This is a genomic window from Streptococcus sp. 4155, from assembly GCF_013276695.1.
Lineage (GTDB): Bacteria > Bacillota > Bacilli > Lactobacillales > Streptococcaceae > Streptococcus > Streptococcus pseudopneumoniae.
Genome location: NZ_VMLM01000078.1, coordinates 1 through 26,647, shown reverse-complemented (window position 1 = coordinate 26,647; position 26,647 = coordinate 1). Strand labels below are relative to the sequence as shown.

The window sequence follows — 26,647 nt, the reverse complement described above, 5'->3', positions numbered from 1 at the left end:
TAATCTCTTTATAAGATTTGCCCATCAGACGAAATAGAACGATTTGAAGGCGTTTATGATATTTAGCTGTACTAGAGTCTTTTAAAAGTGTTTTGATAGCTTGGATTTCTTCTTTAGTTGATTTCATATTACTATTATATGATGCTTTTTTATTTTAGTTTAGTATTAATCGATTGTTCTACTTTTTGCCTCCAAAACCTTGGAAAAGGCTTTCTTTTGTGATATACTTCACATATAAATACAAGAGAGCTCGTCACACTCGACTCTGTTGACACAAAATCAATCCAGTCCCGTTGTCCCTGTTCTCGGTCAATATAAAGGAGGATAGCTATGAAAGCTGTTGTTGTAAATCCAGAAAGCACTGGTGTTGCTGTTGAAGAAAAAGTACTCCGCCCACTTGAAACTGGGGAAGCACTTGTAGAAATTGAATACTGTGGTGTTTGCCACACTGACCTCCACGTTGCCCATGGCGACTTCGGTCAGGTACCAGGACGTGTCCTAGGTCACGAAGGTGTTGGTATCGTTAAAGAAATTGCCCCAGATGTAAAAAGCCTTAAAGTCGGTGACCGCGTCAGCGTTGCTTGGTTCTTTGAAGGATGTGGTACTTGCGAATACTGTACAACTGGTCGCGAAACCCTTTGCCGTACAGTAAAAAATGCTGGCTACTCAGTAGACGGTGGTATGGCTGAACAATGTATCGTAACTGCAGACTATGCTGTTAAAGTTCCTGACGGACTTGATCCAGCCCAAGCTTCTTCTATTACATGCGCTGGTGTAACAACCTATAAAGCTATTAAAGAAGCAAAAGTTGAACCAGGCCAATGGGTTGTTCTTTACGGTGCTGGTGGGCTTGGTAACCTCGCTGTTCAATACGCTAAAAAAGTATTCAATGCTCATGTCATCGCAGTTGATATCAACAATGACAAACTTGCCCTTGCAAAAGAAGTAGGCGCTGACATTGTGATTAACGGCCTCGAAGTTGATGATGTACCAGGACTCATCAAGGAAAAAACTGATGGAGGAGCTCATTCAGCTGTCGTAACTGCTGTATCTAAAGTTGCCTTCAACCAGGCTGTTGACTCAGTTCGTGCTGGTGGTCGCGTTGTCGCTGTCGGTCTTCCTTCTGAAATGATGGAACTCAGCATCGTTAAAACAGTCCTCGATGGAATCCAAGTCATCGGTTCTCTTGTAGGAACTCGTAAAGACTTGGAAGAAGCCTTCCAATTCGGTGCAGAAGGTTTAGTAGTTCCAGTTGTTCAAAAACGTCCAATAGAAGATGCCGTAGCCATTTTCGACGAAATGGAAAAAGGTCAAATCCAAGGACGTATGGTACTCGACTTCACCCACTAATCTAATAGAAACCTATTTTAAAAGTTGGAAGCTTCTTTCAACTTTTTTATATTAAATTTTTAAATGTGGATTCAATATTACTCCTCAAAAAACTCAATATATCAACATCCAAAAGTAAAAGTTTTTTTAATTTTTTATGATAAATAGTTGCTTTTTACATGAAAACGGTTTATACTTAAACAGTCTTAAAGTTTTCTTAAATGAAAACTAAAACAAAAAAGGAGGAATGACAATAATGAGTATCGGAATCATTATTGCGAGCCACGGCGAATTTGCTGCGGGTATTCATCAGTCAGGATCTATGATCTTTGGTGAACAAGAAAAGGTTCAAGTTGTAACCTTTATGCCAAATGAAGGCCCTGATGATCTATACGCTAAGTTTAATAACGCTGTTGCTGCATTTGACGCAGAAGATGAGGTTCTAGTTTTGGCTGACCTTTGGAGTGGATCTCCATTTAACCAAGCTAGTCGCGTGATGGGAGAAAATCCCGAACGTAAGTTTGCCATCATCACAGGACTTAACTTACCGATGTTGATTCAAGCCTACACAGAGCGCCTCATGGACGCTGCTGCAGGTGTAGAAAAAGTCGCTGCTAATATCATTAAAGAAGCCAAAGATGGCATCAAAGCTCTTCCAGAAGAGCTAAATCCAGTTGAAGAAGTTGCAAGCGCTGCAGCTGCTCCAGTTGCCCAAACTGCTATCCCAGAAGGAACTGTTATCGGAGACGGTAAATTGAAAATCAATCTTGCCCGTCTTGACACACGTCTACTTCACGGTCAGGTTGCAACTGCTTGGACTCCAGATTCAAAAGCAAATCGTATCATCGTTGCTTCAGATAACGTGGCTAAAGACGACCTTCGTAAAGAATTGATTAAACAAGCAGCTCCAGGTAATGTCAAGGCTAACGTGGTTCCAATTCAAAAACTGATTGAGATTTCAAAAGACCCACGTTTTGGAGAAACACATGCCCTTATCTTGTTTGAAACACCTCAAGATGCCCTTCGTGCCATCGAAGGCGGCGTGCCAATCAAGACTCTTAACGTTGGTTCTATGGCTCACTCAACAGGTAAAACATTGGTCAATACCGTTTTGTCTATGGACAAAGAAGACGTTGCTACATTTGAAAAAATGCGTGACCTTGGTGTTGAATTTGATGTACGTAAAGTACCAAACGACACGAAAAAAGATTTGTTTGACTTGATTAACAAAGCCAATGTCAAATAAGCCATTATTTATGAAAGGATTTTAAATATGTCTATTATTTCTATGGTTTTAGTAGTCGGTGTAGCCTTCCTTGCAGGTCTTGAAGGCATCCTCGACCAGTTCCAATTTCACCAACCACTTGTAGCCTGTACCCTTATTGGGCTTGTAACAGGTCACTTGGAAGCAGGGATTATCCTCGGTGGATCGCTTCAAATGATTGCCCTTGGTTGGTCAAATATCGGTGCTGCTATCGCTCCTGATGCTGCACTTGCTTCTGTCGCTGCTGCCATTATCATGGTTCTTGGCGGTGACTTTACCAAGACAGGTATCGGTGTTGCCCAAGCGGTTGCTATCCCTCTTGCCGTTGCTGGTCTATTCTTAACTATGATTGTACGTACAATTTCAGTTGGATTGGTTCACACTGCTGATGCTGCCGCTAAAAAAGGTGACTTCGGCGCCGTTGAGCGCGCTCATTTTATTGCGCTACTTTTCCAAGGACTTCGTATCGCGCTTCCTGCAACTCTTCTCCTTATGGTACCAACTGAAACTGTACAAAGTATCCTTAGTGCCATGCCAGACTGGCTCAAAGATGGTATGGCTATCGGTGGTGGTATGGTCGTTGCCGTTGGTTACGCCATGGTTATCAACATGATGGCAACTCGTGAAGTATGGCCATTCTTCGCTCTTGGTTTCGTTCTCGCTGCTGTGTCAGATATTACTCTAATCGGATTCGGTGCTATCGGTGTTGCTATCGCTCTTATCTACCTTCACCTTTCTAAAACTGGTGGAAATGGTGGCGGAGGAGCCGCAACTTCTAACGACCCAATCGGCGATATCCTAGAAGACTACTAAGATAAGAAAGGACTGAAAACATCATGACTGAAAAACTTCAATTAACTAAATCAGATCGTAAAAAAGTTTGGTGGCGTTCAACCTTCTTACAAGGGTCTTGGAACTTTGAACGGATGCAAAACTTGGGCTGGGCTTATACACTCATTCCAGCTATCAAAAAACTCTATACTAAAAAAGAAGATCAAATCGCTGCTCTTGAGCGTCACCTTGAGTTCTTCAACACTCATCCATACGTAGCTGCTCCAGTCATGGGGGTTACTCTTGCGCTTGAAGAAGAACGTGCTAACGGTGTGGAAATCGATGACGCTGCTATCCAAGGGGTTAAAATCGGTATGATGGGACCTCTTGCTGGTATCGGTGACCCAGTATTCTGGTTTACAGTACGCCCAATCCTTGGATCTCTCGGTGCTTCACTTGCCCTTACTGGCAATATCTTGGGGCCACTCCTCTTCTTTGTTGCATGGAACTTGATTCGTATGTCATTCTTGTGGTATGTTCAAGAGATTGGATACAAGGCTGGATCAGAAATCACTAAAGATATGTCTGGTGGTATCCTTCAAGATATCACTAAAGGAGCTTCTATCCTTGGGATGTTCATTCTTGCTGTCCTTGTTCAACGCTGGGTAAATATTAAATTTGCTTTCGATGTTTCTAAAGTTCAACTAGATGAAAAGGCTTATATCCATTGGGATAAATTGCCAGAAGGGTCTAAAGGTATCCAAGAAGCATTCGCACAAGTAGGACAAGGATTGTCTCAAACTCCTGAAAAAGTTACTACTTTCCAACAAAACTTGGATATGTTGATTCCTGGATTATCAGGACTACTCCTTACTTTACTTTGCATGTACTTGCTTAAGAAAAAAGTATCTCCAATCACTATTATCCTTGCCCTCTTCGCAGTGGGTATTGTGGCACATGTTCTTCACATCATGTAATCAAGCAACTAAAAAGGAACCAGGTTCTAAGCCTGATTCCTTTTTTCTATGCTTTTATACTCTTCGAAAATCAAATTCAAACCACGTCAGCGTCGCCTTACCGTACTCAAGTACAGCTTACGGCTAGCTTCCTAGTTTGCTTTTTGATTTTCATTGAGTATAAGTCAAGTAATCACTTTGAAGTTTCAAAGCTTAATTTTAAGTTTTCTTTAAGAAAAGTATATTATTCTGAAGGACTCTAAAATTTCACAGCCATTTATTGGTAATGACTACAGAATTCCTAGTCATTGCTAGAAATGGACTAGTTTCTTTGAATAATAGAACTGCATAATTCTCCTATTCTAGAAGGGGAGGACCAGTATTTCTTTTATGATAGGACTAGATTGTGGTATAATAGAGAGAATAAGTTTTTTTAGTAAGACAAAGGAGAAAATAGATGATTTATGCAGGAATTCTTGCTGGTGGAACTGGCACACGCATGGGAATCAGTAACTTGCCAAAACAATTTTTAGAGCTAGGTGATCGACCTATTTTGATTCATACAATTGAAAAATTTGTCTTGGAACCAAGTATTGAAAAAATTGTGGTTGGGGTTCATGGAGACTGGGTTTCTCATGCAGAGGATCTTGTAGATAAATATCTACCTCTTCATAAGGATCGTATCATCATTACAAAAGGTGGTGCTGACCGTAATACGAGTATTGAGAAAATCATTGAAGCCATTGATGCTTATCGTCCGCTTACTCCAGAGGATATCGTTGTTACCCACGATTCTGTTCGTCCATTTATTACACTTCGCATGATTCAAGACAATATTAAACTTGCCCAAAATCATGACGCAGTGGACACAGTGGTAGAAGCGGTTGATACTATCGTTGAAAGTACCAATGGTCAATTTATTACAGATATTCCAAATCGTGCTCACCTTTATCAAGGACAAACACCTCAAACATTCCGTTGCAAGGACTTTATGGACCTTTATGGATCTCTCTCTGCTGAAGAGAAGGAAATCTTGACAGATGCATGTAAAATTTTTGTCATTAAAGGAAAAGATGTAGCCTTGGCCAAAGGTGAATACTCAAATCTGAAGATTACAACCGTAACAGATTTGAAGATTGCAAAAAGTATGATTGAGAAAGACTAGTAAAATGATTAATCAAATTTATCAACTAACTAAGCCTAAGTTTATCAATGTCAAATATCAGGAAGAGGCTATTGACCAAGAGAATCATATCCTCATCCGCCCTAATTATATGGCGGTCTGTCATGCGGATCAGCGTTACTATCAAGGAAAACGTGATCCAAAGATTTTGAATAAAAAGCTTCCAATGGCAATGATTCACGAGTCATGTGGAACCGTTATTTCTGACCCGACGGGAACCTATGAGGTTGGGCAAAAAGTTGTCATGATTCCAAATCAGCCTCCTATGCAGAGTGATGAAGAATTCTATGAAAACTACATGACAGGGACTCATTTCTTGTCTAGTGGATTTGATGGCTTTATGAGAGAATTTGTTTCTCTCCCTAAAGACCGTGTGGTGGCTTATGATGCTATCGAAGATACGGTTGCAGCGATTACAGAGTTTGTCAGTGTCGGCATGCACGCTATGAATCGTCTATTGACCCTTGCTCATAGCAAGCGGGACCGAATTGCTGTTATCGGAGATGGAAGTTTAGCTTTTGTGGTTGCCAATATTATCAACTATACTTTGCCAGAAGCAGAGATTGTGGTTATTGGTCGTCATTGGGAAAAGTTGGAACTCTTCTCTTTTGCCAAAGAATGCTATATTACTGACAATATTCCTGAAGATTTGGCCTTTGACCATGCTTTTGAGTGTTGTGGTGGTAATGGTACTGGACCGGCTATAAATGACCTAATTCGCTACATTCGTCCTCAGGGAACGATTCTCATGATGGGAGTTAGCGAATATAAAGTCAATCTCAATACTCGCGATGCCTTAGAAAAAGGCTTGCTCTTGGTTGGTTCCTCTCGTTCTGGTCGTATTGATTTTGAAAATGCCATCCAAATGATGGAAGTCAAGAAATTTGCCAATCGTCTTAAAAATATCCTTTATCTAGAAGAACCTGTAAGAGAAATTAAAGATATTCACCGTGTCTTTGCGACCGATTTAAACACAGCCTTTAAAACCGTGTTTAAGTGGGAAGTATAAGTGCTGGAGGTTAATTGTGGAGAAAATCATTAAAGAAAAAATTTCTTCCTTACTTAGTCAAGAAGAGGAAGTCCTCAGTGTTGAACAACTGGGGGGAATGACCAATCAAAATTATTTGGTCAAAACAACAAATAAGCAATACATTGTTAAGTTCTTTGGTAAAGGGACAGAAAAGCTTATCAATCGACAAGATGAGAAGTATAATCTTGAACTATTAAAGGATTTAGACTTAGATGTAAAAAATTATCTTTTTGATATTGAAGCTGGTATCAAAGTAAATGAGTATATCGAATCTGCGATTACGCTTGATTCAAGGTCAATCAAGACCAAATTTGATAAAATTGCTCCAATATTACAAACCATTCATGCATCTGGCAAGGAATTAAGAGGAGAATTTGCTCCTTTTGAAGAAATCAAAAAATATGAATCTTTGATTGATGAAAAAATCCCTTATACCAACTATGAAGCTGTTCGAGAAGAAGTCTTCTCCTTAGAGAAAAGACTGGCTGACTTAGGTGTTGACAGAAAATCTTGTCATATCGATTTGGTGCCTGAAAACTTTATCGAATCACCTCAAGGACGACTTTATTTGATTGACTGGGAGTATTCATCAATGAACGATCCAATGTGGGATTTGGCTGCTCTCTTTTTAGAGTCTGAATTCACTCGTCAAGAGGAAGAAGACTTCTTGTCCCACTATGAGAGTGAGCAAACACCTGTCTCTCGTGAAAAGATTGCTATTTATAAAATTTTACAAGACACTATTTGGAGTCTATGGACAGTCTATAAAGAAGAGCAAGGAGCAGATTTTGGCGACTATGGTGTGAGTCGTTACCAAAGAGCTGTTAAAGGTTTGTCCTATTATGGAGGTTCAGATGAAAAATAAAAATGGAGTTTCTTTTGGTCTACTCTCAGGTATTTTCTGGGGTTTAGGTCTAACGATTAGTGCTTATATCTTTTCGATTTTTACAGATTTGTCGCCCTTTGTGGTGGCCGCTGCTCACGATTTCTTGAGTATCTTTATCTTACTAGCTTTTCTCTTGGTAAAAGAAGGAAAAGTTCGTCTCTCAATTTTCTTAAATATTCGCAATGTTAGTGTTATCATCGGAGCCTTGCTAGCAGGCCCTATCGGTATGCAGGCCAATCTTTATGCGGTTAAGTATATCGGAAGTTCCTTAGCTTCATCAGTATCCGCTATCTATCCTGCGATTTCAGTTTTATTGGCTTTCTTCTTTTTGAAGCACAAGATTTCGAAAAATACTGTGTTTGGGATTGTCTTGATTATTGGAGGGATTATTGCTCAGACCTATAAGGTTGAACAGGTTAATTCCTTCTACATTGGGATTCTCTGTGCTTTGATTTGTGCTATTGCATGGGGGAGTGAGAGTGTCCTTAGCTCCTTTGCCATGGAAAGTGAATTGAGTGAAATCGAAGCCCTCTTAATCCGTCAAGTAACTTCATTCTTGTCCTATCTTGTGATTGTGCTTTTCTCTCATCAGTCATTTACTGCAGTGGCCAATGGACAATTGCTAGGTCTCATGATTGTCTTTGCTGCCTTTGATATGATTTCCTACCTGGCTTATTATATCGCTATCAATCGCTTGCAACCAGCCAAGGCTACAGGCTTGAATGTGAGCTATGTAGTATGGACAGTCTTGTTTGCAGTTGTTTTCTTGGGTACACCGCTAGATATGCTGACCATTATGACGTCACTTGTCGTCATTGCTGGAGTTTATATTATTATTAAAGAATAAAGGAGATTCGTGTGAAAGCCATTATCTTAGCAGCGGGATTGGGAACTCGCTTGCGTCCTATGACTGAAAATACCCCTAAAGCCTTGGTTCAAGTTAATCAAAAACCTTTGATTGAATACCAAATTGAGTTTCTCAAAGAAAAAGGGATCAATGACATCATCATCATCGTTGGTTACCTTAAAGAACAATTCGATTACTTAAAAGAAAAATATGGAGTTCGCCTCGTTTTCAATGATAAATACGCTGACTACAATAACTTTTACTCTCTCTATCTTGTAAAAGAAGAATTGGCCAACAGCTATGTTATTGATGCTGACAATTATCTCTTTAAAAATATGTTCCGCAATGATTTGACACGTTCGACTTATTTTAGTGTTTATCGTGAAGATTGTACCAACGAATGGTTCTTGGTCTATGGAGATGACTACAAGGTTCAAGACATTATTGTTGATAGCAAGGCAGGTCGCATCCTTAGTGGTGTATCCTTCTGGGATGCTTCAACTGCAGAAAAGATTGTCAGCTTTATCGACAAGGCTTATGCAAGTGGTGAATTTGTTGATCTCTATTGGGACAATATGGTTAAGGATAATATCAAAGAGTTGGATGTCTATGTTGAAGAATTAGAAGGCAATAGCATCTATGAAATCGATAGTGTCCAAGACTATCATAAATTAGAAGAAATTCTTAAAAACGAAAATTAAAAATTTCAACATCTGACAAAATAGTCGGATGTTTTTTTTTGATTTTTTACGAACTTTTTACGAATAGATAGATGAGTAGATAAAGAAATGGAGTTATTTATGAAAATCACAAACTATGAAATCTATAAGTTAAAAAAATCAGGTTTGAGCAATCAACAGATTTTGAATGTCCTAGAATACGGTGAAAATGTTGATCAAGAACTGTTGTTAGGTGATATTGCAGATATATCAGGTTGCCGAAATCCAGCTGTTTTTATGGAACGTTATTTTCAGATAGACGATGCGCATTTGGAGAAGGAGTTTCAAAAATTTCCATCTTTCTCTATTTTAGATGACTGTTATCCTTGGGATTTGAGTGAAATATACGATGCACCTGTGCTTTTATTTTACAAGGGAAATCTGGATCTCTTGAAATTCCCAAAGGTAGCAGTCGTAGGAAGTCGTGCTTGTAGCAGACAGGGAGCTAAGTCAGTTGAAAAAATTATTCAAGGCTTGGAAAATGAACTGCTTATTGTCAGTGGCTTAGCCAAGGGTATCGATACAGCAGCTCATATGGCAGCTCTTCAGAATGGCGGAAAAACCATTGCAGTGATTGGAACAGGTCTGGATGTGTTTTATCCTAAAGCCAATAGACGCTTGCAAGACTACATCGGCAATGACCATCTGGTTCTCAGTGAATATGGACCTGGCGAACAACCTCTGAAATTTCATTTTCCTGCCCGTAATCGCATCATTGCTGGACTTTGCCGTGGCGTGATTGTAGCAGAGGCCAAGATGCGCTCAGGTAGTCTCATTACCTGTGAGCGAGCAATGGAGGAAGGACGCGATGTTTTTGCTATACCTGGTAGCATTTTAGATGGACTATCAGACGGTTGCCATCATTTGATTCAAGAAGGTGCAAAATTGGTCACCAGTGGGCAAGATGTGCTTGCGGAATTTGAATTTTAAAAATGACCTAAGCTAGAATTCTGAGCAAAAATCAATTTTTAATAAAAAATGAAGTAAATATCCCCACAATAAAACGCATCCTATCAGGTTTTCATCACTTGATATTATGCGTTTTTTCTAAGTGGGGAAGTAGAGTGGAGGACTTTTCCCATAGGAAGGAAAGTAATTTAGTGTAATTGAGAAAGGAGAGTTGCTTGCGACTAATCTTGGTCAGCTTACTGTCAAGGGGGCTTATCATCTAAAATCTTGTCAGTAAGGAAAAATAAATTCTTCAAGAGTAGAGATTACAAGGGCTTGTCTAAGAAAGAATTCAAAGACCTTGACAGATAAAAATAAAATGGTTATTATAAAAAATGGTCTGAAATTTATGATGACACTCTTCGGAAATCTTTTTAAGTCAGTTCAGCTTTGCCTTGCTGTGTTTTGAGCAAGCTACGGTGAGATTTTGAGTTTGATTTTCATTTACTAGAAATGAAGTTGATGAGAGACATCAGTAGACATTTGCGTCAGGATGTGATGGAAAATGATAAAAAGACCTCATGAGATTGGCATATCAGACTACTAAAGCATTGAGTTTGTTAGGATTTTATACTCAATGAAANNNNTAAGACTGACGAAGTCAGTTACATATATCTACGGCAAGGTAAAGCTGACGTGGTTTGAAGAGATTTTCGAAGAGTATTAGCGACTAGTTAGCTAGGAAAGGAAGATATTTGTGACAAATAATAAACTGTATTCGTTGGTAGAATTTAGAAATAAAATATATGAAGAATTAGAACTTTCCAGAAGTGATTTAGCGATTTTACTATGTGCCATGCTTATCGCCTCTATCGGATTAAATATGGATTCGACTCCCGTGATTATTGGAGCCATGTTAATCTCTCCTTTGATGACACCTATTCTGGGAGTGGGGCTCTCTCTAGCTATATTTGATTTTAAATTGTTAAGAAAATCTTTTAAAATATTAGCTATTCAAATTCTTGCCAGTCTAATAGCTTCAACACTTTATTTTTATCTTTCTCCCATTTCGTATGCTAGTTCGGAGATTGTTGCTAGAACCTCTCCGACTATTTGGGATGTTCTCATTGCTTTTGTAGGAGGGATAGCAGGTATTATTGGTGCTAGGAAAAAAGAGACCAATAATATTGTTCCTGGTGTTGCTATTGCAACCGCCTTGATGCCTCCTCTTTGTACAGTAGGTTATGCTATTGCTTCTGCTAATCTAAAATTTATCATAGGCTCCTCTTACCTATTCCTCATCAATTGTAGCTTTATTGTCATTGCGACTTATATAGGTGTTAGGTTGATGATGGTTAAGAAACATTATTTTAAAGATAATGAAGAAGACTCTAAAATGCGCAGGATTTTGCTTCTAGTTGCTGTTTTGCTGATGATTCCGAGTTTTATCTCTGCAACGACTTTAGTGAGAGAAACGTTGAAAAAAGAGTCCCTTAAGAAATTTATATCAGAGCAATTTCAGGGGCATAATATTTTGAAAAAAATCTATTCTAAAAAGACTCATACCCTAAAGCTAACCATTTCAGGAAATTATTTGACAGAAGAAGAACTCGATATGATTTCCAGTAAGAGAGGTGACTATGGTTTAAGTGATGTTTCTGTTCAAGTTTCCCAATTGTCTGATTCAGAACAACTTAGTAAGGAAGAACTGGTGGAGTATTTCTTCCAGTATATCAAGGATAAGGAAGCAAAAGAAAAGGAAAAAGCCAATAAATTTGATACAGAGTCTGAGGAACAATAATTTCTTGAGAATAGCTGGTTTTTCTCGTGAGTCTTCTATGTATATCAAAGGAAGACTGAAGTCTTAAGTATAAACTTTTCTTCTATTATAGTAGCTAAGTCTTGACAGGGTTCAAAAAATGGTTTACACTTTATAAAGTTTATTACTTTGAAAAGGTGTGATACTGTGGCTACGGCAACAAAAAAGAAAAAATCAACAGTTAAAAAAAATCTAGTCATCGTGGAGTCGCCTGCTAAGGCCAAGACGATTGAAAAATATCTAGGCAGAAACTACAAGGTTTTAGCCAGTGTCGGGCATATCCGTGATTTGAAGAAATCCAGTATGTCCGTCGATATTGAAAATAATTATGAACCGCAATATATCAATATCCGAGGAAAAGGCCCTCTTATCAATGACTTGAAAAAAGAAGCTAAAAAAGCTAATAAAGTTTTTCTGGCGAGTGACCCGGACCGTGAAGGAGAAGCGATTTCTTGGCATTTGGCCCATATTCTCAACTTGGATGAAAATGATGCTAACCGTGTGGTCTTCAATGAAATCACCAAAGATGCTGTCAAAAATGCTTTTAAAGAACCTCGTAAGATTGATATGGACTTGGTCGATGCCCAACAGGCTCGTCGTGTCCTAGACCGCTTGGTAGGCTATTCGATTTCGCCTATTTTGTGGAAGAAGGTCAAGAAGGGCTTGTCAGCAGGTCGCGTTCAGTCTATTGCGCTTAAACTCATCATTGATCGTGAGAATGAAATCAATGCCTTCCAGCCAGAAGAATACTGGACAATTGATGCTGTCTTTAAAAAGGGAACCAAGCAATTTCAGGCTTCCTTCTATGGAGTAGACGGCAAAAAGTTGAAACTGACTAGCAATGATGAGGTCAAGGAAGTCTTGTCTCGTCTGACTAGCAAAGATTTTTCAGTGGATCAGGTAGATAAGAAAGAGCGCAAGCGCAATGCTCCATTACCCTATACCACTTCATCTATGCAGATGGATGCTGCCAATAAAATTAACTTCCGTACTCGAAAAACCATGATGGTTGCCCAACAGCTCTATGAAGGGATCAATATCGGTTCTGGTGTGCAAGGTTTGATTACCTATATGCGTACTGATTCGACTCGTATCAGTCCAGTGGCACAGAACGAAGCAGCAAGTTTCATTACAGACCGTTTTGGTAGCAAGTATTCTAAGCATGGTAGCAAGGTCAAAAATGCATCAGGTGCTCAGGATGCCCATGAGGCTATTCGTCCGTCAAGTGTCTTTAACACACCGGAAAGTATTGCTAAGTATCTGGATAAGGATCAGCTCAAGCTTTATACTCTTATTTGGAATCGTTTTGTAGCGAGTCAGATGACAGCTGCTGTCTTTGATACCATGGCTGTTAAATTGTCGCAAAATGGTGTTCAATTTGCTGCTAATGGTAGTCAGGTTAAGTTTGATGGTTATCTTGCCATTTATAATGATTCTGACAAGAATAAAATGTTACCAGATATGGCTGTTGGAGATGTGGTTAAGCAGGTGAATAGCAAACCAGAGCAACATTTCACTCAACCGCCTGCTCGTTATTCTGAAGCGACATTGATTAAGACCTTGGAGGAAAATGGTGTTGGACGTCCGTCAACCTACGCACCGACCATTGAAACTATTCAGAAACGTTATTATGTTCGCCTTGCAGCCAAACGCTTTGAACCGACAGAGTTGGGAGAAATTGTTAACAAGCTCATCGTTGAATATTTCCCAGATATCGTAAACGTGACCTTCACAGCTGAAATGGAAGGCAAGCTGGATGATGTCGAAGTCGGAAAAGAGCAGTGGCAACGTGTTATTGATGCCTTTTACAAACCATTCTCTAAAGAAGTGGCCAAGGCTGAAGAAGAAATGGAAAAAATCCAGATTAAGGATGAACCAGCTGGATTTGACTGTGAAGTGTGTGGCAGTCCAATGGTCATTAAACTTGGTCGATTTGGTAAGTTCTACGCTTGTAGCAATTTCCCAGATTGCCGCCATACCCAAGCAATTGTGAAAGAGATTGGTGTTGAGTGTCCAAGTTGTCATCAGGGACAAATCATTGAGCGTAAAACCAAACGCAATCGCCTTTTCTATGGTTGCAATCGCTATCCAGAATGTGAATTTACCTCTTGGGACAAGCCTGTTGGTCGTGACTGTCCAAAATGTGGAAACTTCCTCATGGAGAAAAAAGTCCGTGGTGGTGGCAAGCAGGTTGTTTGTAGCAAGGGTGACTACGAAGAAGAAAAGATTAAATAAGAAGAGAGTCCTGAAAGTGAATTTCAGGCTCTTTTTGGTTAGAACTTGACAAAATTCATCATTGTATGCGAAACTAGAAGAAGATTATTTTAATTAGGAGTAGTTATGCGTCTTATCTATCTGATAATTGGTTTTTTATCACTGGCCTTGGCAATTGTTGGGGTTGTTTTACCCTTGTTGCCTACAACGCCTTTTCTTTTGTTGTCTATTGCTTGTTTCTCCAGAAGTTCCAAGCGCTTCGAAGATTGGTTGTATCATACCAAGCTCTATCAAGCATATGTTGCTGATTTTCGCGAGACTAAGTCTATTGCGCGTGAACGTAAAAAAGAGATTATTGTCTCTATCTACATCTTGATGGGAATTTCCATTTATTTTGCACCTCTTTTACCTGTCAAAATCGGTCTGGGAGCCTTGACCATCTTTATCACCTATTATCTCTTTAAGGTTATTCCAGACAAAGAATAGTTAAAATAGTAGTTATTTGCCTTGATAAAAATAAAAACATATTCACAACAATATGATATAATAAATTCAAAGTAATATTCAAGGAGAATCAAATGATTTACGAATTTTGTGCTGAAAATGTGACCTTGCTTGAAAAAGCGATGGAGGCTGGAGCTCGTCGAATCGAACTCTGTGATAATCTTGCAGTTGGTGGGACAACACCCAGCTATGGAGTGACTAAGGCAGCAGTTGAACTGGCAGCTAACTACAATACAACCATCATGACCATGATTCGTCCACGTGGTGGCGACTTTGTCTATAATGATATGGAAATTGCTATTATGCTAGAAGACATTCGCTTGACTGCTCAGGCTGGAAGTCAAGGGGTTGTATTTGGTACCTTAACTGCTGATAAAAAGTTGGATAAGCCTAATCTGGAGAAGCTAATTGAGGCTTCAAAAGGAATGGAAATTGTCTTTCATATGGCCTTTGATGAATTGAGCGAAGAAGACCAGTTAGAAGCTATTGACTGGCTTAGTCAAGCTGGAGTCACTCGTATCCTAACTCGTGCTGGTGTATCTGGCGACTCTCTAGACAAACGTTTTGCTCATTATCACAAAATTTTGGAACATGCTAAAGGTAAAATTGAAATTCTACCAGGTGGAGGGATTGACCTTGACAACCGTCAAACCTTTATTGACCAGCTGGGGATAACACAATTGCATGGAACCAAGGTTGTCTTTTAAAAAATAGAAAGGAACTGCTAGCTTTTGATAGCAGTTTTCACTTATGTTTGAAATTTTTAAATCCTATCAATTTAATAAAGAAAAGGCTCATGCTTATGGTTTTGTAGAAAATAGTGGAGTCTGGACCTATAGTTGCCAGATTTTGCAGGGTGACTTTGTCATGACTGTGTCCATTACTGCTGATAATGTGAACTTTCAGGTCTTTGACCAGGAAACCGGTGACCTCTATCCTCAAGTTCATATGGAAAGTATGCGTGGGAGTTTTGTAGGAAGTGTCCGTGAGGCTTGTTTGGAGATTCTTTACCAGATTCGGAAGGCTTGTTTTGATGTGCAAGATTTTATCTTTCCTCAGACTAAGCGTATCATGGTTCAGGTTCAGGAAAAGTATGGAAACCAGTTGGAGTATCTGTGGGAGAAATCGCCTGATACGGCAGTATTAAGACATGAAGGAAATCAAAAGTGGTATGCCGTCTTGATGAAAATCTCTTGGGATAAGCTGGAAAAGGGCAGAGAAGGACAAGTGGAAGCAGTCAATCTCAAACATGATCAAGTAGTGGACCTGCTTTCACAAAAGGGCATTTATCCAGCTTTTCATATGAACAAACGCTACTGGATTAGTGTGGCGCTTGATGATACGTTGTCAGATGAAATGGTACTGGAATTGATAGAAAAAAGTTGGAACTTAACCTCTAAAAAATGAAACATTTCAAGGATTTTCAAGAACTTTCAATTAGCTAAATATTCTCTACTGAAGAAATTTTCAGAAAATATTTGATTTTTTCTTGACAAGTGCTTTTGCCTATGCTAAAATACTTAACAAGATATCAAACGAAGGAGAAAGTCAAACATGAAAACAGCTAAGTTTAATCAATTCGCTTTGTTGTTGAGGTACTCGGGCTAGTGCAAAAAGCATTAGTCCTGTTTGGCTTACCAAGCGGGAGTAAATCAACATCTCGCTTGGGTTTCTGAGCGAGATGTTTTTTTTAAAATCACATTTGGAAAAGGGGAAATCTTATGCGAACAGTTGAATTTCTAGATACCAGCCTTCGGGATGGAGAGCAGACACCCGGTGTTAACTTTTCAATCAAAGAAAAAATTGCCATAGCAAGGCAGCTTGAGAAATGGGGTATTTCAGCCATTGAAGCTGGTTTTCCGGCGGCGAGTCCTGATTCATTCACAGCAGTGCAGGAGATTGCTAAGGCCTTGAAGAAAACGGCGGTAACTGGTCTGGCCCGCTCTGTCAAGTCTGATATTGATGCTTGTTACGAGGCCCTAAAGGACGCCAAGTATCCACAAGTTCACGTCTTTATCGCTACCAGTCCCATTCATCGTAAGTATAAGCTCAATAAGAGCAAGGAAGAGATTTTGGAAGCTATTAAGGAGCATGTTTCTTATGCCCGTTCTAAGTTTGAAGTGGTCGAATTCTCTCCTGAGGATGCGACTAGAACAGAGTTGGATTTCCTCTTACAAGTTGTTCAAACAGCGGTTGATGCAGGGGCGTCTTATATCAATATCCCTGATACGGTTGGATTTACCACGCCAGAGGAGTACGGTGCTATCTTCAAATACTTGATTGAGAATGTCAAGACGGATCGTCAGATTATCTATTCGCCTCACTGCCACGATGACCTTGGAATGGCAGTGGCAAATAGCCTTGCTGCCGTCAAGAATGGGGCAGAACGTGTTGAAGGAACCATCAATGGTATTGGTGAGAGAGCTGGAAATGCTTCTTTGGAAGAAATAGCAGTTACTCTCAATATTCGCCAAGATTACTACCAAGCAGAAACCAGTATTGTCCTAAATGAGACCATCAATACGTCAGAAATGGTTTCTCGCTTCTCAGGAATTCCAGTTCCTAAAAACAAGGCTGTGGTTGGTGGTAATGCTTTTTCTCATGAATCTGGTATTCACCAAGATGGAGTTCTTAAAAATCCTCTCACTTATGAGATTATCACCCCTGAATTGGTTGGTGTTAAGAGTAATAGTCTTCCGCTTGGAAAATTGTCTGGTCGCCATGCCTTCGTTGAGAAGCTGAGAGAACTAGCCCTAGATTTTACAGAAGAGGATATCAAACCACTCTTTGCTAAGTTCAAGGCACTGGCCGACAAGAAACAAGAAATCACAGATGCAGATATTCGTGCGCTGGTAGCTGGAACCATGGTTGAAAATCCAGAAGGCTTCCATTTTGATGATTTACAACTTCAAACCCATGCAGATAATGACATTGAAGCGCTCGTTAGCCTAGCCAATATGGATGGTGAGAAGGTCGAATTTAATGCGACAGGTCAAGGTTCCGTTGAAGCGATCTTTAACGCTATCGACAAGTTCTTTAACCAATCCGTTCGCTTGGTGTCCTATACCATTGATGCGGTAACGGATGGAATCGATGCCCAAGCTCGGGTTTTGGTCACTGTTGAAAACAGAGATACAGAGACCATATTTAACGCAGCAGGTCTTGATTTCGATGTGTTGAAGGCTTCGGCTATTGCCTATATAAACGCTAATACCTTTGTTCAAAAAGAGAATGCTGGTGAGATGGGACGCAGTGTTTCTTACCTCGACATGCCGAGTGTGTAAAGGAGAATGCTATGACAAATAAAATAGTAGTTCTAGCAGGGGACGGAATTGGCCCAGAAATCATGGAGGCTGGTTTAGAAGTCCTGGAGGCTCTAGCTGAAAAAACAGATTTTGACTATGAGGTTGACAGACGACCCTTCGGAGGTGCAGGTATTGATGCAGCAGGGCATCCCTTACCTGATGAAACCCTCAAGGTATGTCGTGAAGCAGATGCCATTCTCCTAGCGGCTATCGGTAGTCCTCAGTATGATGGAGCAGCGGTTCGGCCTGAACAAGGTTTGCTGGTTCTCCGTAAGGAACTCAATCTTTACGCTAATATTCGCCCTGTAAAAATCTTTGACAGTCTCAAGCATTTGTCACCACTCAAACCGGAACGAATTGCTGGTGTAGACTTTGTCGTGGTGCGTGAGTTGACAGGCGGGATTTACTTTGGAGATCATATCCTTGAAGAGCGCAAAGCGCGTGATATCAACGACTATAGCTATGAGGAAGTGGAGCGGATTATTCGCAAAGTCTTTGAAATTGCAAGAAATCGCAGAAAAACCGTTACCAGCATCGATAAACAAAATGTTTTGGCGACATCAAAACTCTGGAGAAGAGTAGCTGAGAAGGTCGCACAGGATTTCCCAGATGTGACTTTGGAACACCAGCTGGTGGACTCAGCTGCCATGCTTATGATTACCAATCCTGCTAAGTTTGATGTTATTGTAACGGAGAATCTTTTTGGAGATATTCTCTCTGATGAATCAAGCGTTCTATCTGGCACACTTGGGGTTATGCCATCAGCCAGTCACTCTGAAAAGGGTCCAAGTCTCTATGAACCTATTCACGGTTCAGCTCCTGATATTGCTGGTCAAGGCATTGCAAATCCTATCTCCATGATTTTATCAGTGGCCATGATGTTGAGAGATAGTTTTGGTCGTTATGAGGATGCAGAGCGTATTGAGCGTGCTGTTGAAGCAAGTTTGGCGGCTGGTGTTTTAACAAGAGATATAGGGGGACAGGCTTCTACCAGGGAAATGACAGAAGCTATTATTGCAAGGTTATGAAGTTAGACGAAAAAATTACTCTAGTCCTTTTAATTTGGAATGTCATGGTTTTCTTGATTTATGGTATTGACAAATCTAAGGCAAGGAGAAGAGCTTGGCGCATCCCAGAGAAAATCTTACTCATTTTAGCCTTTACTTGTGGTGGTTTTGGTGCCTGGTTAGCAGGAATCACTTTTCACCACAAGACTCGAAAATGGTACTTTAAAACAGTTTGGTTTCTTGGGATGGTGACTACACTAGTAGCCTTATATGTTATTTGGAGGTAATGGATGGCAGGAAAATCGATTTTTGATAAATTATGGGACCGTCATGTCATCACAGGAGAAGAGGGGCAGCCCCAACTCATGTATGTGGATCAGCACTATATTCATGAAGTGACCAGCCCTCAGGCTTTTCAAGGTTTGCGAGATGCAGGGCGCAGATTGAGACGACCAGACTTGACATTTGGAACATTTGACCACAATGTCCCGACGGTCAATATCTACGATATTCGAGATGTGATTTCTAAGGCTCAAATTGATAAGCTGGCTGAAAATGTTGAGGAGTTTGGGATTGAACATGCGGCCCATGGTTCTGAAAAACAAGGAATTGTTCACATGGTTGGTCCAGAAACAGGACGAACCCAACCAGGGAAATTCATCGTCTGTGGAGATAGCCACACAGCAACCCACGGGGCTTTCGGAGCTATCGCCTTTGGGATTGGGACCAGTGAGGTCGAACATGTCTTTGCGACACAGACCCTCTGGCAGGTCAAACCCAAGAAAATGCTGGTGGAATTTACAGGTGTTCCTCAAAAAGGAGTTTATTCCAAGGATTACATTTTAGCCTTGATTGCCAAGTACGGTGTTGCTTGCGGCGTTGGCTACGTGGTGGAATATCGTGGACAGGCGATTGATGCACTGAGCATGGAAGAGCGAATGACCATCTGCAATATGTCCATCGAGTTTGGATCCAAGATGGGAATCATGAATCCGGATCAAACTACCTATGATTATCTCAAGGGACGAGAATGTGTTCCAGAGGACTTTGAAGAGGCTGTGGCGGATTGGAAAACAATTGTCAGTGATGAGGATGCTGTTTATGATAAGGTTATCCAGATGGATGTTTCAGACTTGGCTCCTATGGTGACCTGGGGAACCAACCCTGCTATGGGGGTTGACTTTGACAGTAGCTTCCCAGAAATCAAGGATATGAATGATGAGCGCGCCTACAATTACATGGATTTGGAGCCTGGTCAAAAGCCAGCAGATATTGAACTGGGCTATATCTTTATAGGTTCATGTACTAATGCTCGTCTCAGCGACTTGCAACTGGCTGCGCGATTTGTCAAAGGAAAGAAAATTGCTCCTAATCTAACAGCTATCGTGGTTCCAGGCTCTCGTCCTGTGAAACGAGCTGCTGAGAAGTTGGGCTTGGATAAGGTCTTTCTGGATGCTGGCTTTGAGTGGAGAGACCCAGGTTGCTCCATGTGCCTAGGGATGAATCCGGACAAGGTTCCTGATGGTGTCCACTGCGCCTCAACCAGCAATCGTAACTTTGAAGATAGACAAGGCTTTGGTGCTAAGACCCATCTATGCAGTCCAGCCATGGCAGCAGCAGCAGCTATTGCAGGGCGCTTCGTAGATGTTCGGCAAATGCCAGAAGCCCAGTAAGGAGAGGATATGGAGAAATTTACAGTTTATACGGGAACGACCGTTCCTCTCATGAATGATAACATCGACACCGACCAAATCCTACCCAAGCAGTTTCTTAAGTTAATTGATAAAAAAGGCTTTGGTAAGTACCTCATGTATGCTTGGCGTTATCTGGATGATCTCTATACTGAAGATCCAGACTTTGTCTTTAACCGACCTGAATATAGGAAAGCTAGTATTCTTATCTCAGGGGATAACTTTGGGGCAGGGTCTTCGAGGGAACATGCAGCTTGGGCTCTAGCGGACTATGGTTTTAAGGTCGTGATTGCAGGGTCTTTTGGGGACATTCATTACAATAATGAACTCAATAATAGCATGTTACCTATTGTTCAGCCTAGAGAGGTTAGAGAGAAACTAGCCCAGCTAAAACCAACCGACCAGGTAACTGTGGACTTGGAACAACAGAAAATCATCTCACCAATTGGAGAATTCACTTTCGAAATCGATAGTGAGTGGAAACACAAGCTCTTAAATGGTTTGGATGATATTGGTATTACCTTGCAGTATGAAGATTTGATTGCTGCCTATGAAAAACAACGACCAGCCTACTGGCAGGATTAGAAGAAAAATAGAAAAGGAAATAGAACTATGACAAAACACATTCAATGGAAGGGAACACTTTCACAAGAAGGCTATGATATTTTAAAAGGTGAGGGCGGATGTATCGTTTGTCCTACAAAAGTTGGCTACATTATTATGACTAGCGACAAGGCAGGACTTGAGCGCAAGTTTGAAGCCAAAGAGCGTAACCGTAACAAACCAGGTGTTGTTCTCTGCGGTAGCATGGATGAGCTTCGTGCTTTAGCACAACTTAACCCAGAAATTGAAGCCTTCTACCAAAAACATTGGGATGAAGATATTCTTCTTGGTTGTATCCTTCCTTGGAAACCAGAAGCCTTTGAGAAACTCAAAGCATACGGTGATGGTCGTGAAGAACTCATGACTGACGTGCGTGGTACTAGCTGTTTCGTTATCAAATTTGGGAAAGCTGGTGAACAATTAGCTGCCAAGCTTTGGGAAGAAGGCAAGATGGTATATGCCTCATCAGCTAACCCATCTGGAAAAGGAAACCGCGGTAAGGTGGAAGGTATCGGAGAACGAATCGAAGGGGCAGTTGACCTTGTTATCGAGGCAGACGACTATGTGGCATCAATCCAGCCTGACAAAACGATTGAAACACGCTACGAGCAAGGTGTGATGGTGTCTATGGTGGATAAAGACGGCAAACTCATCCCAGAACAAGGGGGAGCTCGCTCAACTTCACCAGCTCCAGTTGTAATCCGCAAAGGGCTTGATATTGATAAGATTATGATGCATCTGTCAGACACCTTTAACTCATGGGACTATCGTCAGGGCGAGTATTATTAATATTTAAAAGAAGTCTAGTGTTATGAGACATTGAAGCTCCTGACACTGGACTTTTTATTTATAATTTCTTTTCTTTTTTATATAGATGTGATATTCTATATGTGAAATGTGTGTTAAGATAGTTATTAAAAATATTTAAACTAACAAATAATATTTAGAACCTTTAATAATCATTTAATAAGCGAGGTAAAGCATTATGATATCTGAATCAACTTTTATTGATAGAATAAAAAAAGAATTCCCAGATGCAATTGAAAATCAAACAAAAAGTTATATTTCTTTTCAGGTTAAAAATATGAAAGGGAAGTTACAAAACTTTATAGAGATTAATTTTCGGAATAAAGGAATAAAGATTGCCATTCTCTCCAAAAGTCTTCGTGATTCAGATTTTTTGATATTTGATAAGAAGCCTGATTCATTTGGTTGGACACTTGATGCTGAGTATTTTATTAAGGACGAAAATTCATTAGACGAGATTTTACCTTTTATAAATAAATCTTATGAGTTTGTAAAAACTGGAACTAACTCAGAGTGTTATAAAGTCTTCAGAGAATTTTTGTCTAAATTTGTGAATCAATCAAATATCTATAATTCGAAAGATATAGAAATGAAACGTTCTCAAAAATTAGATGGAGCTGAACATATTTATCCTGCTCTAACCATCGAAGGTATTCCATACAAAGTTGAAATGCTTAACACAGGTCATTTTGGTCCAAGGAGTGGTAATGGATATATTAAATCACCTTATTTTGGTTATCGATTGAGTGACATTGATAACTCATGGATAAATATAAGATGTGGTTTTCAGAGATTTAAACTCACAGAATTTAAAATAGTAAAATGGTACAGTAATAATCAAGATGAAGATTTAGGTTATAAATACCTTGTCAAAGATTTAGAATTGGAATCAACCGCGGAACCTAATGATATTTTAAAAGAGTTTTACGACAATTTTACTAGTTTCTATGTGAAAAAAGAGAAGAAAGATGTAAACATGTTAGAAAATATCAACGAGTATAAAAATATTTTACTATCATCCAAAAACCTCATCCTCCGCGGTGCTCCTGGCACAGGAAAAACTTACCTTACTAAAGAAATTGCTAAAGAATTAACGGATGGCAACGAAGACCAAATCGGCTTTGTACAGTTTCACCCATCTTATGATTATACGGATTTTGTAGAGGGTTTGAGACCGGTATCAAATGTGGATGGATCTATTGGATTTAAGCCTCAAGACGGTATTTTTAAGAAGTTCTGTCAGAAAGCGAAAGAAGCTCAGAAAACTGGAGGACAAGATAATTTTGAAGAAACGTGGGCTAAGCTAACGGATGCTATCAATGAAAAGCAAGGACAATACTTCTTCCCTCGTAGTTCGGTTCCAGCCAGTTTAAATAGTCAAGGGAATGTGAAGTTTGATTCTCCTGTTGCTACCAAAGAAAAAGTGTATCTTTTGTACAAGGGTGAGGAGACTAAGTTAAAGTACGAAACTTATCAAAAAATCGTTTTAGATCACATGAAAGAAAGTTATGGCTTATGTGATTATGTGTTTCCAACAATTGATACAGACAAAAAATTCGTCTTTATCATTGATGAAATCAACCGTGGTGAGATTTCTAAGATTTTTGGAGAACTCTTTTTTTCTATTGACCCTGGCTATCGTGGTGAAAAGGGAAGTGTATCTACCCAGTATGCTAATTTACATGAGACTGATGAGAAATTTTATATCCCTGAAAATGTCTATATCATCGGAACCATGAATGATATTGACCGCTCAGTGGACACCTTTGATTTTGCTATGCGCCGTCGCTTCCGCTTTGTTGAAGTTACTGCCGAGAGTCAGGTTGAAATGTTGGATAAAGAGCTGAATATCCATGCAGAAGAAGCAAAAACTCGTCTAAGAAACTTGAATACTTCTATAGAAAACGTTCAGGAATTAAACAGTCATTATCATATTGGACCAAGTTATTTCCTAAAGTTGAAGGATGTAGATTTTGACTATGAATTACTCTGGTCTGATTACCTCAAACCACTTTTGGAAGATTATCTACGTGGTTCTTATGACGAGGTTGAAACTCTGGAAACTTTAAAAAAGGCATTTGATCTGACAAAGAATGAGCAAAAAGATCAGGTAGTAGCTGATGACAATGAAGGCGATGAAAACGATGATGCGGATCACTGATAATCAGCACAAGATTGTTAAAGAAGAATTTGTTGAAGAATATCCTAAACTAAGCAATCTTCTTTTAGACAGAACCTTGGAAAGTCTATCCCAATATGAACGTGTTTTCATTTTTCCAAATGATTTGACTCATACTCCTGATTTGGATAAGGACCAAAAGATTTTTGAAACAGTTAACCAGAAAATCAAGACTGGGAATGTGATTGGTTTTCTGGGGTGTGGTCAGGAAAGATTAACGATTTCCTCTCGCTTTTCTAATGAGAGTAATGACCATTTTTTGCATTATCTTTTACAAAAGGTTCTTCATATCAATCTCACTAGTTTAGATGTTGCTTTGTCTCGTGAAGAGAGGCTTTATCAACTTTTGATGTATCTCTTCCCCAAGTATCTACAAGCTGCTATTCGAAAAGGTCTTTATAAGGAATATCATCGATTTTCTCATAACGACAGTCATGTTAAGGGAGTGATTGATGTAAGAAGCAATCTCAAGAAAAATCTTCCTTTCACGGGAAATATTGCCTACACAACGAGAGAGTTCACCTATGATAATCCCCTCATGCAGTTGGTCCGTCACACTATTGAATACATTAAGAATCAGAAAAGCATTGGTCAAGGGGTACTAGATAATCTCTCAACTAGTCGTGAAAACGTATCTGAAATCGTGCGTGTAACGCCCTCTTATAAACTAGCTGATCGTGCTAAGATTATTCGGGGAAATCAATCTAAACCTATACGTCATGCATACTTTCACGAGTACAGAAAGTTACAAGAACTTTGTCTGATGATCCTAAACCAAGAAAAGCACGGTTTAGGGTATCAAGATCAAAAAATCTATGGTATTCTCTTTGATGTTGCCTGGCTTTGGGAAGAGTATGTTTACACCTTGTTGCCAAAAGGTTTCATCCATCCACGAAATAAAGATAAGACGGACGGAATTTCAGTATTTTCTAGTCGAGAACGAAAAGTTTATCCAGATTTCTATAATAGAGATTTAAAAATTATGTTAGACGCTAAATATAAAAAGCTTGAAGATACTGAAAAAGGAATTAACCGTGAGGACTTGTTCCAGTTGATTTCCTATTCTTATATTTTAAAAGCTGAGAAGGCTGGTCTTGTTTTTCCGAGCAAGGACAAGGTTGTTGATAATGAGATAGGAAAGCTAGCAGGTTATGGAGCTTTGTTGAAGAAATGGTCTATCCAAATTCCTCAGAAGTCTTCATCTTATCGTGAATTTTGTGAAATGCTGGAAAACTCCGAAGAAATATTTAAAAGTAATATTACTAAAGAACTGGGGAGATAATAATCTCTCCTTTCTTTTGTTATTTACACAATAAAAACCGAACGATATATTTTAATTTATAAAATAATTTGACAAAAACCTTACTTTGTTTTATAATTGATTAAGGAAACGTCGGAAAAGGCGTAGTGATGCGAGAGCATAGGTAGGTCATTACAAAAGAAACGAGACATCGATATGTTAAATGAATTTCCCATTTTTGATTACGAAGATATTCAATTGATTCCAAATAAATGTGTGATTAAAAGCCGTGCAGAAGCGGATACAAGTGTCACTTTAGGAAATCACACCTTTAAACTACCTGTTGTGCCAGCTAATATGCAGACGATTTTGGATGAAAATGTAGCAGAGCAACTGGCTAAAGGTGGTTACTTCTACATTATGCACCGTTTTGATGAGGCAGGACGCATTCCTTTTATTAAACGAATGCATGAGCAAGGGCTTATTGCCTCTATCTCTGTCGGTGTTAAGGATTATGAGTATGATTTTGTTAGCCAGCTCAAGACTGATGCTCCTGAGTATATCACTATTGATATTGCTCATGGTCATGCGGATAGCGTGATTTCTATGATTCAACACATCAAGAAAGAATTGCCAGATACCTTTGTCATTGCTGGAAATGTGGGAACACCAGAAGCTGTGCGTGAATTGGAAAATGCTGGTGCGGATGCTACTAAGGTCGGAATCGGTCCTGGTAAGGTTTGTATCACCAAGGTTAAGACTGGTTTTGGTACAGGTGGTTGGCAGTTGGCTGCTCTACGCTGGTGTGCCAAGGCTGCGCGTAAACCGATTATCGCTGATGGAGGAATTCGTACTCACGGTGATATTGCTAAGTCTATCCGCTTCGGTGCTAGCATGATCATGATTGGTTCCCTCTTTGCAGGACACATTGAAAGTCCAGGGAAAACGATTGAAGTCGATGGTGAACAATTCAAAGAATACTATGGTTCAGCCTCACAATATCAAAAAGGTGCTTATCAGAACGTGGAGGGCAAACGCATCTTACTTCCTGCAAAAGGTCATCTGCAAGACACTTTAACTGAGATGGAACAAGATCTTCAAAGTGCTATTTCTTATGCAGGTGGACGTCAGGTTGCTGACCTTAAACACGTTGATTATGTTATCGTGAAAAACTCAATCTGGAATGGGGATGCTTCCCACTAAGACGGGCTATTTGGCCAGAAAAAAACTTGTTATTAGAGCAAATTTCTGTTATAATAAAACAAGTTTCCACCCTTAGTGTAATGGATATCACGTAAGATTCCGGTTCTTGAGATGGGGGTTCGATTCCCTCAGGGTGGATGTAAACATCCTAAAAAGCCTTTAATAGGGCTTTTTTCTTTATTGTTGTCTCCCGAAAACCACT

24 protein-coding genes, 1 tRNA gene and 1 pseudogene are annotated in these 26,647 nt (G+C 39.7%); 25 read left to right on the top strand and 1 reads right to left on the bottom strand.

Translation table 11 applies throughout. The features are described from left to right. A pseudogene (locus HT715_RS09390) lies at positions 1 to 127 on the bottom strand (IS630 family transposase); the annotation flags it as partial. Between the two features lie 203 nt (positions 128 to 330). Here HT715_RS09390 and adhP point away from each other — a divergent pair. The 25 genes from adhP (at position 331) to HT715_RS09265 (ending at position 26,583) form a co-directional block, all read left to right on the top strand. Further along, positions 331 to 1,350: an alcohol dehydrogenase AdhP gene (gene adhP, locus HT715_RS09385; protein WP_000649181.1), complete on the top strand. Its 1,020-nt coding sequence runs from the start codon at positions 331 to 333 to the stop codon at positions 1,348 to 1,350. 235 nt (positions 1,351 to 1,585) lie between these two features. Next, positions 1,586 to 2,575 carry a PTS sugar transporter subunit IIB gene (locus tag HT715_RS09380; RefSeq protein WP_138699697.1) on the top strand — a complete coding sequence of 330 codons (990 nt, stop codon included), beginning with the start codon at positions 1,586 to 1,588 and terminating at the stop codon, positions 2,573 to 2,575. 27 nt (positions 2,576 to 2,602) lie between these two features. After that, on the top strand, positions 2,603 to 3,406 hold the full coding sequence (locus HT715_RS09375; RefSeq protein ID WP_000022712.1) for a PTS mannose/fructose/sorbose transporter subunit IIC: 804 nt from the start codon (positions 2,603 to 2,605) through the stop codon (positions 3,404 to 3,406). Positions 3,407 to 3,429: 23 nt separating this feature from the next. Further along, positions 3,430 to 4,341, top strand: coding sequence for a PTS system mannose/fructose/sorbose family transporter subunit IID (locus HT715_RS09370; protein WP_000136861.1), 912 nt, complete (start codon positions 3,430 to 3,432; stop codon positions 4,339 to 4,341). 436 nt (positions 4,342 to 4,777) lie between these two features. Then, positions 4,778 to 5,485: a 2-C-methyl-D-erythritol 4-phosphate cytidylyltransferase gene (locus HT715_RS09365; RefSeq protein ID WP_000638487.1), complete on the top strand. Its 708-nt coding sequence runs from the start codon at positions 4,778 to 4,780 to the stop codon at positions 5,483 to 5,485. A gap of 4 nt (positions 5,486 to 5,489) precedes the next feature. Then, complete coding sequence (locus HT715_RS09360; protein ID WP_050389974.1) at positions 5,490 to 6,512, top strand: ribitol-5-phosphate dehydrogenase; 1,023 nt, start codon at positions 5,490 to 5,492, stop codon at positions 6,510 to 6,512. A gap of 16 nt (positions 6,513 to 6,528) precedes the next feature. After that, positions 6,529 to 7,398, top strand: coding sequence for a phosphotransferase family protein (locus tag HT715_RS09355; protein WP_138707195.1), 870 nt, complete (start codon positions 6,529 to 6,531; stop codon positions 7,396 to 7,398). Continuing rightward, positions 7,388 to 8,266 carry a DMT family transporter gene (locus HT715_RS09350; protein WP_138707194.1) on the top strand — a complete coding sequence of 293 codons (879 nt, stop codon included), beginning with the start codon at positions 7,388 to 7,390 and terminating at the stop codon, positions 8,264 to 8,266. The genes HT715_RS09355 and HT715_RS09350 overlap by 11 nt, the downstream gene beginning before the upstream one ends. An 11-nt stretch (positions 8,267 to 8,277) precedes the next feature. After that, the gene (locus HT715_RS09345; protein WP_138707193.1) at positions 8,278 to 8,967 is read left to right on the top strand and encodes a sugar phosphate nucleotidyltransferase; all 690 of its coding nucleotides are present in this window, start codon (positions 8,278 to 8,280) and stop codon (positions 8,965 to 8,967) included. Positions 8,968 to 9,066: 99 nt separating this feature from the next. Next, the gene (gene dprA / locus HT715_RS09340; RefSeq protein WP_138703907.1) at positions 9,067 to 9,915 is read left to right on the top strand and encodes a DNA-processing protein DprA; all 849 of its coding nucleotides are present in this window, start codon (positions 9,067 to 9,069) and stop codon (positions 9,913 to 9,915) included. Positions 9,916 to 10,630: 715 nt separating this feature from the next. Then, positions 10,631 to 11,674: a TIGR00341 family protein gene (locus tag HT715_RS09335; protein WP_050261495.1), complete on the top strand. Its 1,044-nt coding sequence runs from the start codon at positions 10,631 to 10,633 to the stop codon at positions 11,672 to 11,674. Between the two features lie 165 nt (positions 11,675 to 11,839). Further along, a complete protein-coding gene (gene topA, locus HT715_RS09330) occupies positions 11,840 to 13,927 on the top strand; it encodes a type I DNA topoisomerase (RefSeq protein ID WP_000179656.1) in 2,088 nt (695 codons plus the stop codon). A 105-nt stretch (positions 13,928 to 14,032) separates the two neighbouring features. Continuing rightward, entirely contained in the window at positions 14,033 to 14,392 is a 360-nt protein-coding gene (locus HT715_RS09325; RefSeq protein ID WP_023936524.1) for a YbaN family protein, read from the top strand. A gap of 92 nt (positions 14,393 to 14,484) precedes the next feature. Then, positions 14,485 to 15,117, top strand: coding sequence for a copper homeostasis protein CutC (locus HT715_RS09320; protein ID WP_023936523.1), 633 nt, complete (start codon positions 14,485 to 14,487; stop codon positions 15,115 to 15,117). A gap of 43 nt (positions 15,118 to 15,160) precedes the next feature. Beyond that, positions 15,161 to 15,817, top strand: a complete 657-nt coding sequence (locus tag HT715_RS09315) for an MmcQ/YjbR family DNA-binding protein (RefSeq protein ID WP_023936522.1) — start codon at positions 15,161 to 15,163, stop codon at positions 15,815 to 15,817. A gap of 314 nt (positions 15,818 to 16,131) precedes the next feature. Continuing rightward, positions 16,132 to 17,694 carry a 2-isopropylmalate synthase gene (locus tag HT715_RS09310; protein ID WP_172922929.1) on the top strand — a complete coding sequence of 521 codons (1,563 nt, stop codon included), beginning with the start codon at positions 16,132 to 16,134 and terminating at the stop codon, positions 17,692 to 17,694. Between the two features lie 11 nt (positions 17,695 to 17,705). Beyond that, the gene (gene leuB / locus HT715_RS09305) at positions 17,706 to 18,743 is read left to right on the top strand and encodes a 3-isopropylmalate dehydrogenase (protein ID WP_138707192.1); all 1,038 of its coding nucleotides are present in this window, start codon (positions 17,706 to 17,708) and stop codon (positions 18,741 to 18,743) included. Beyond that, complete coding sequence (locus tag HT715_RS09300) at positions 18,740 to 19,009, top strand: DUF1294 domain-containing protein (protein ID WP_023936517.1); 270 nt, start codon at positions 18,740 to 18,742, stop codon at positions 19,007 to 19,009. The genes leuB and HT715_RS09300 overlap by 4 nt, the downstream gene beginning before the upstream one ends. A 3-nt stretch (positions 19,010 to 19,012) precedes the next feature. Then, on the top strand, positions 19,013 to 20,395 hold the full coding sequence (leuC, locus tag HT715_RS09295; RefSeq protein WP_050208154.1) for a 3-isopropylmalate dehydratase large subunit: 1,383 nt from the start codon (positions 19,013 to 19,015) through the stop codon (positions 20,393 to 20,395). 9 nt (positions 20,396 to 20,404) lie between these two features. Further along, entirely contained in the window at positions 20,405 to 20,998 is a 594-nt protein-coding gene (gene leuD / locus HT715_RS09290; protein ID WP_055356791.1) for a 3-isopropylmalate dehydratase small subunit, read from the top strand. A gap of 27 nt (positions 20,999 to 21,025) precedes the next feature. Next, entirely contained in the window at positions 21,026 to 21,805 is a 780-nt protein-coding gene (locus HT715_RS09285; protein ID WP_000160496.1) for a Sua5/YciO/YrdC/YwlC family protein, read from the top strand. A gap of 196 nt (positions 21,806 to 22,001) precedes the next feature. Then, complete coding sequence (locus HT715_RS09280; RefSeq protein WP_138707191.1) at positions 22,002 to 23,984, top strand: AAA family ATPase; 1,983 nt, start codon at positions 22,002 to 22,004, stop codon at positions 23,982 to 23,984. Next, positions 23,971 to 25,284 carry an McrC family protein gene (locus HT715_RS09275; protein ID WP_171043140.1) on the top strand — a complete coding sequence of 438 codons (1,314 nt, stop codon included), beginning with the start codon at positions 23,971 to 23,973 and terminating at the stop codon, positions 25,282 to 25,284. Before HT715_RS09280 ends, HT715_RS09275 begins: the two co-directional genes overlap by 14 nt. Before the next feature lie 174 nt (positions 25,285 to 25,458). Then, positions 25,459 to 26,445, top strand: a complete 987-nt coding sequence (locus tag HT715_RS09270; protein WP_138707189.1) for a GMP reductase — start codon at positions 25,459 to 25,461, stop codon at positions 26,443 to 26,445. 66 nt (positions 26,446 to 26,511) lie between these two features. Further along, positions 26,512 to 26,583 (top strand) — tRNA-Arg (locus tag HT715_RS09265). Positions 26,584 to 26,647: the final 64 nt, after the last annotated feature.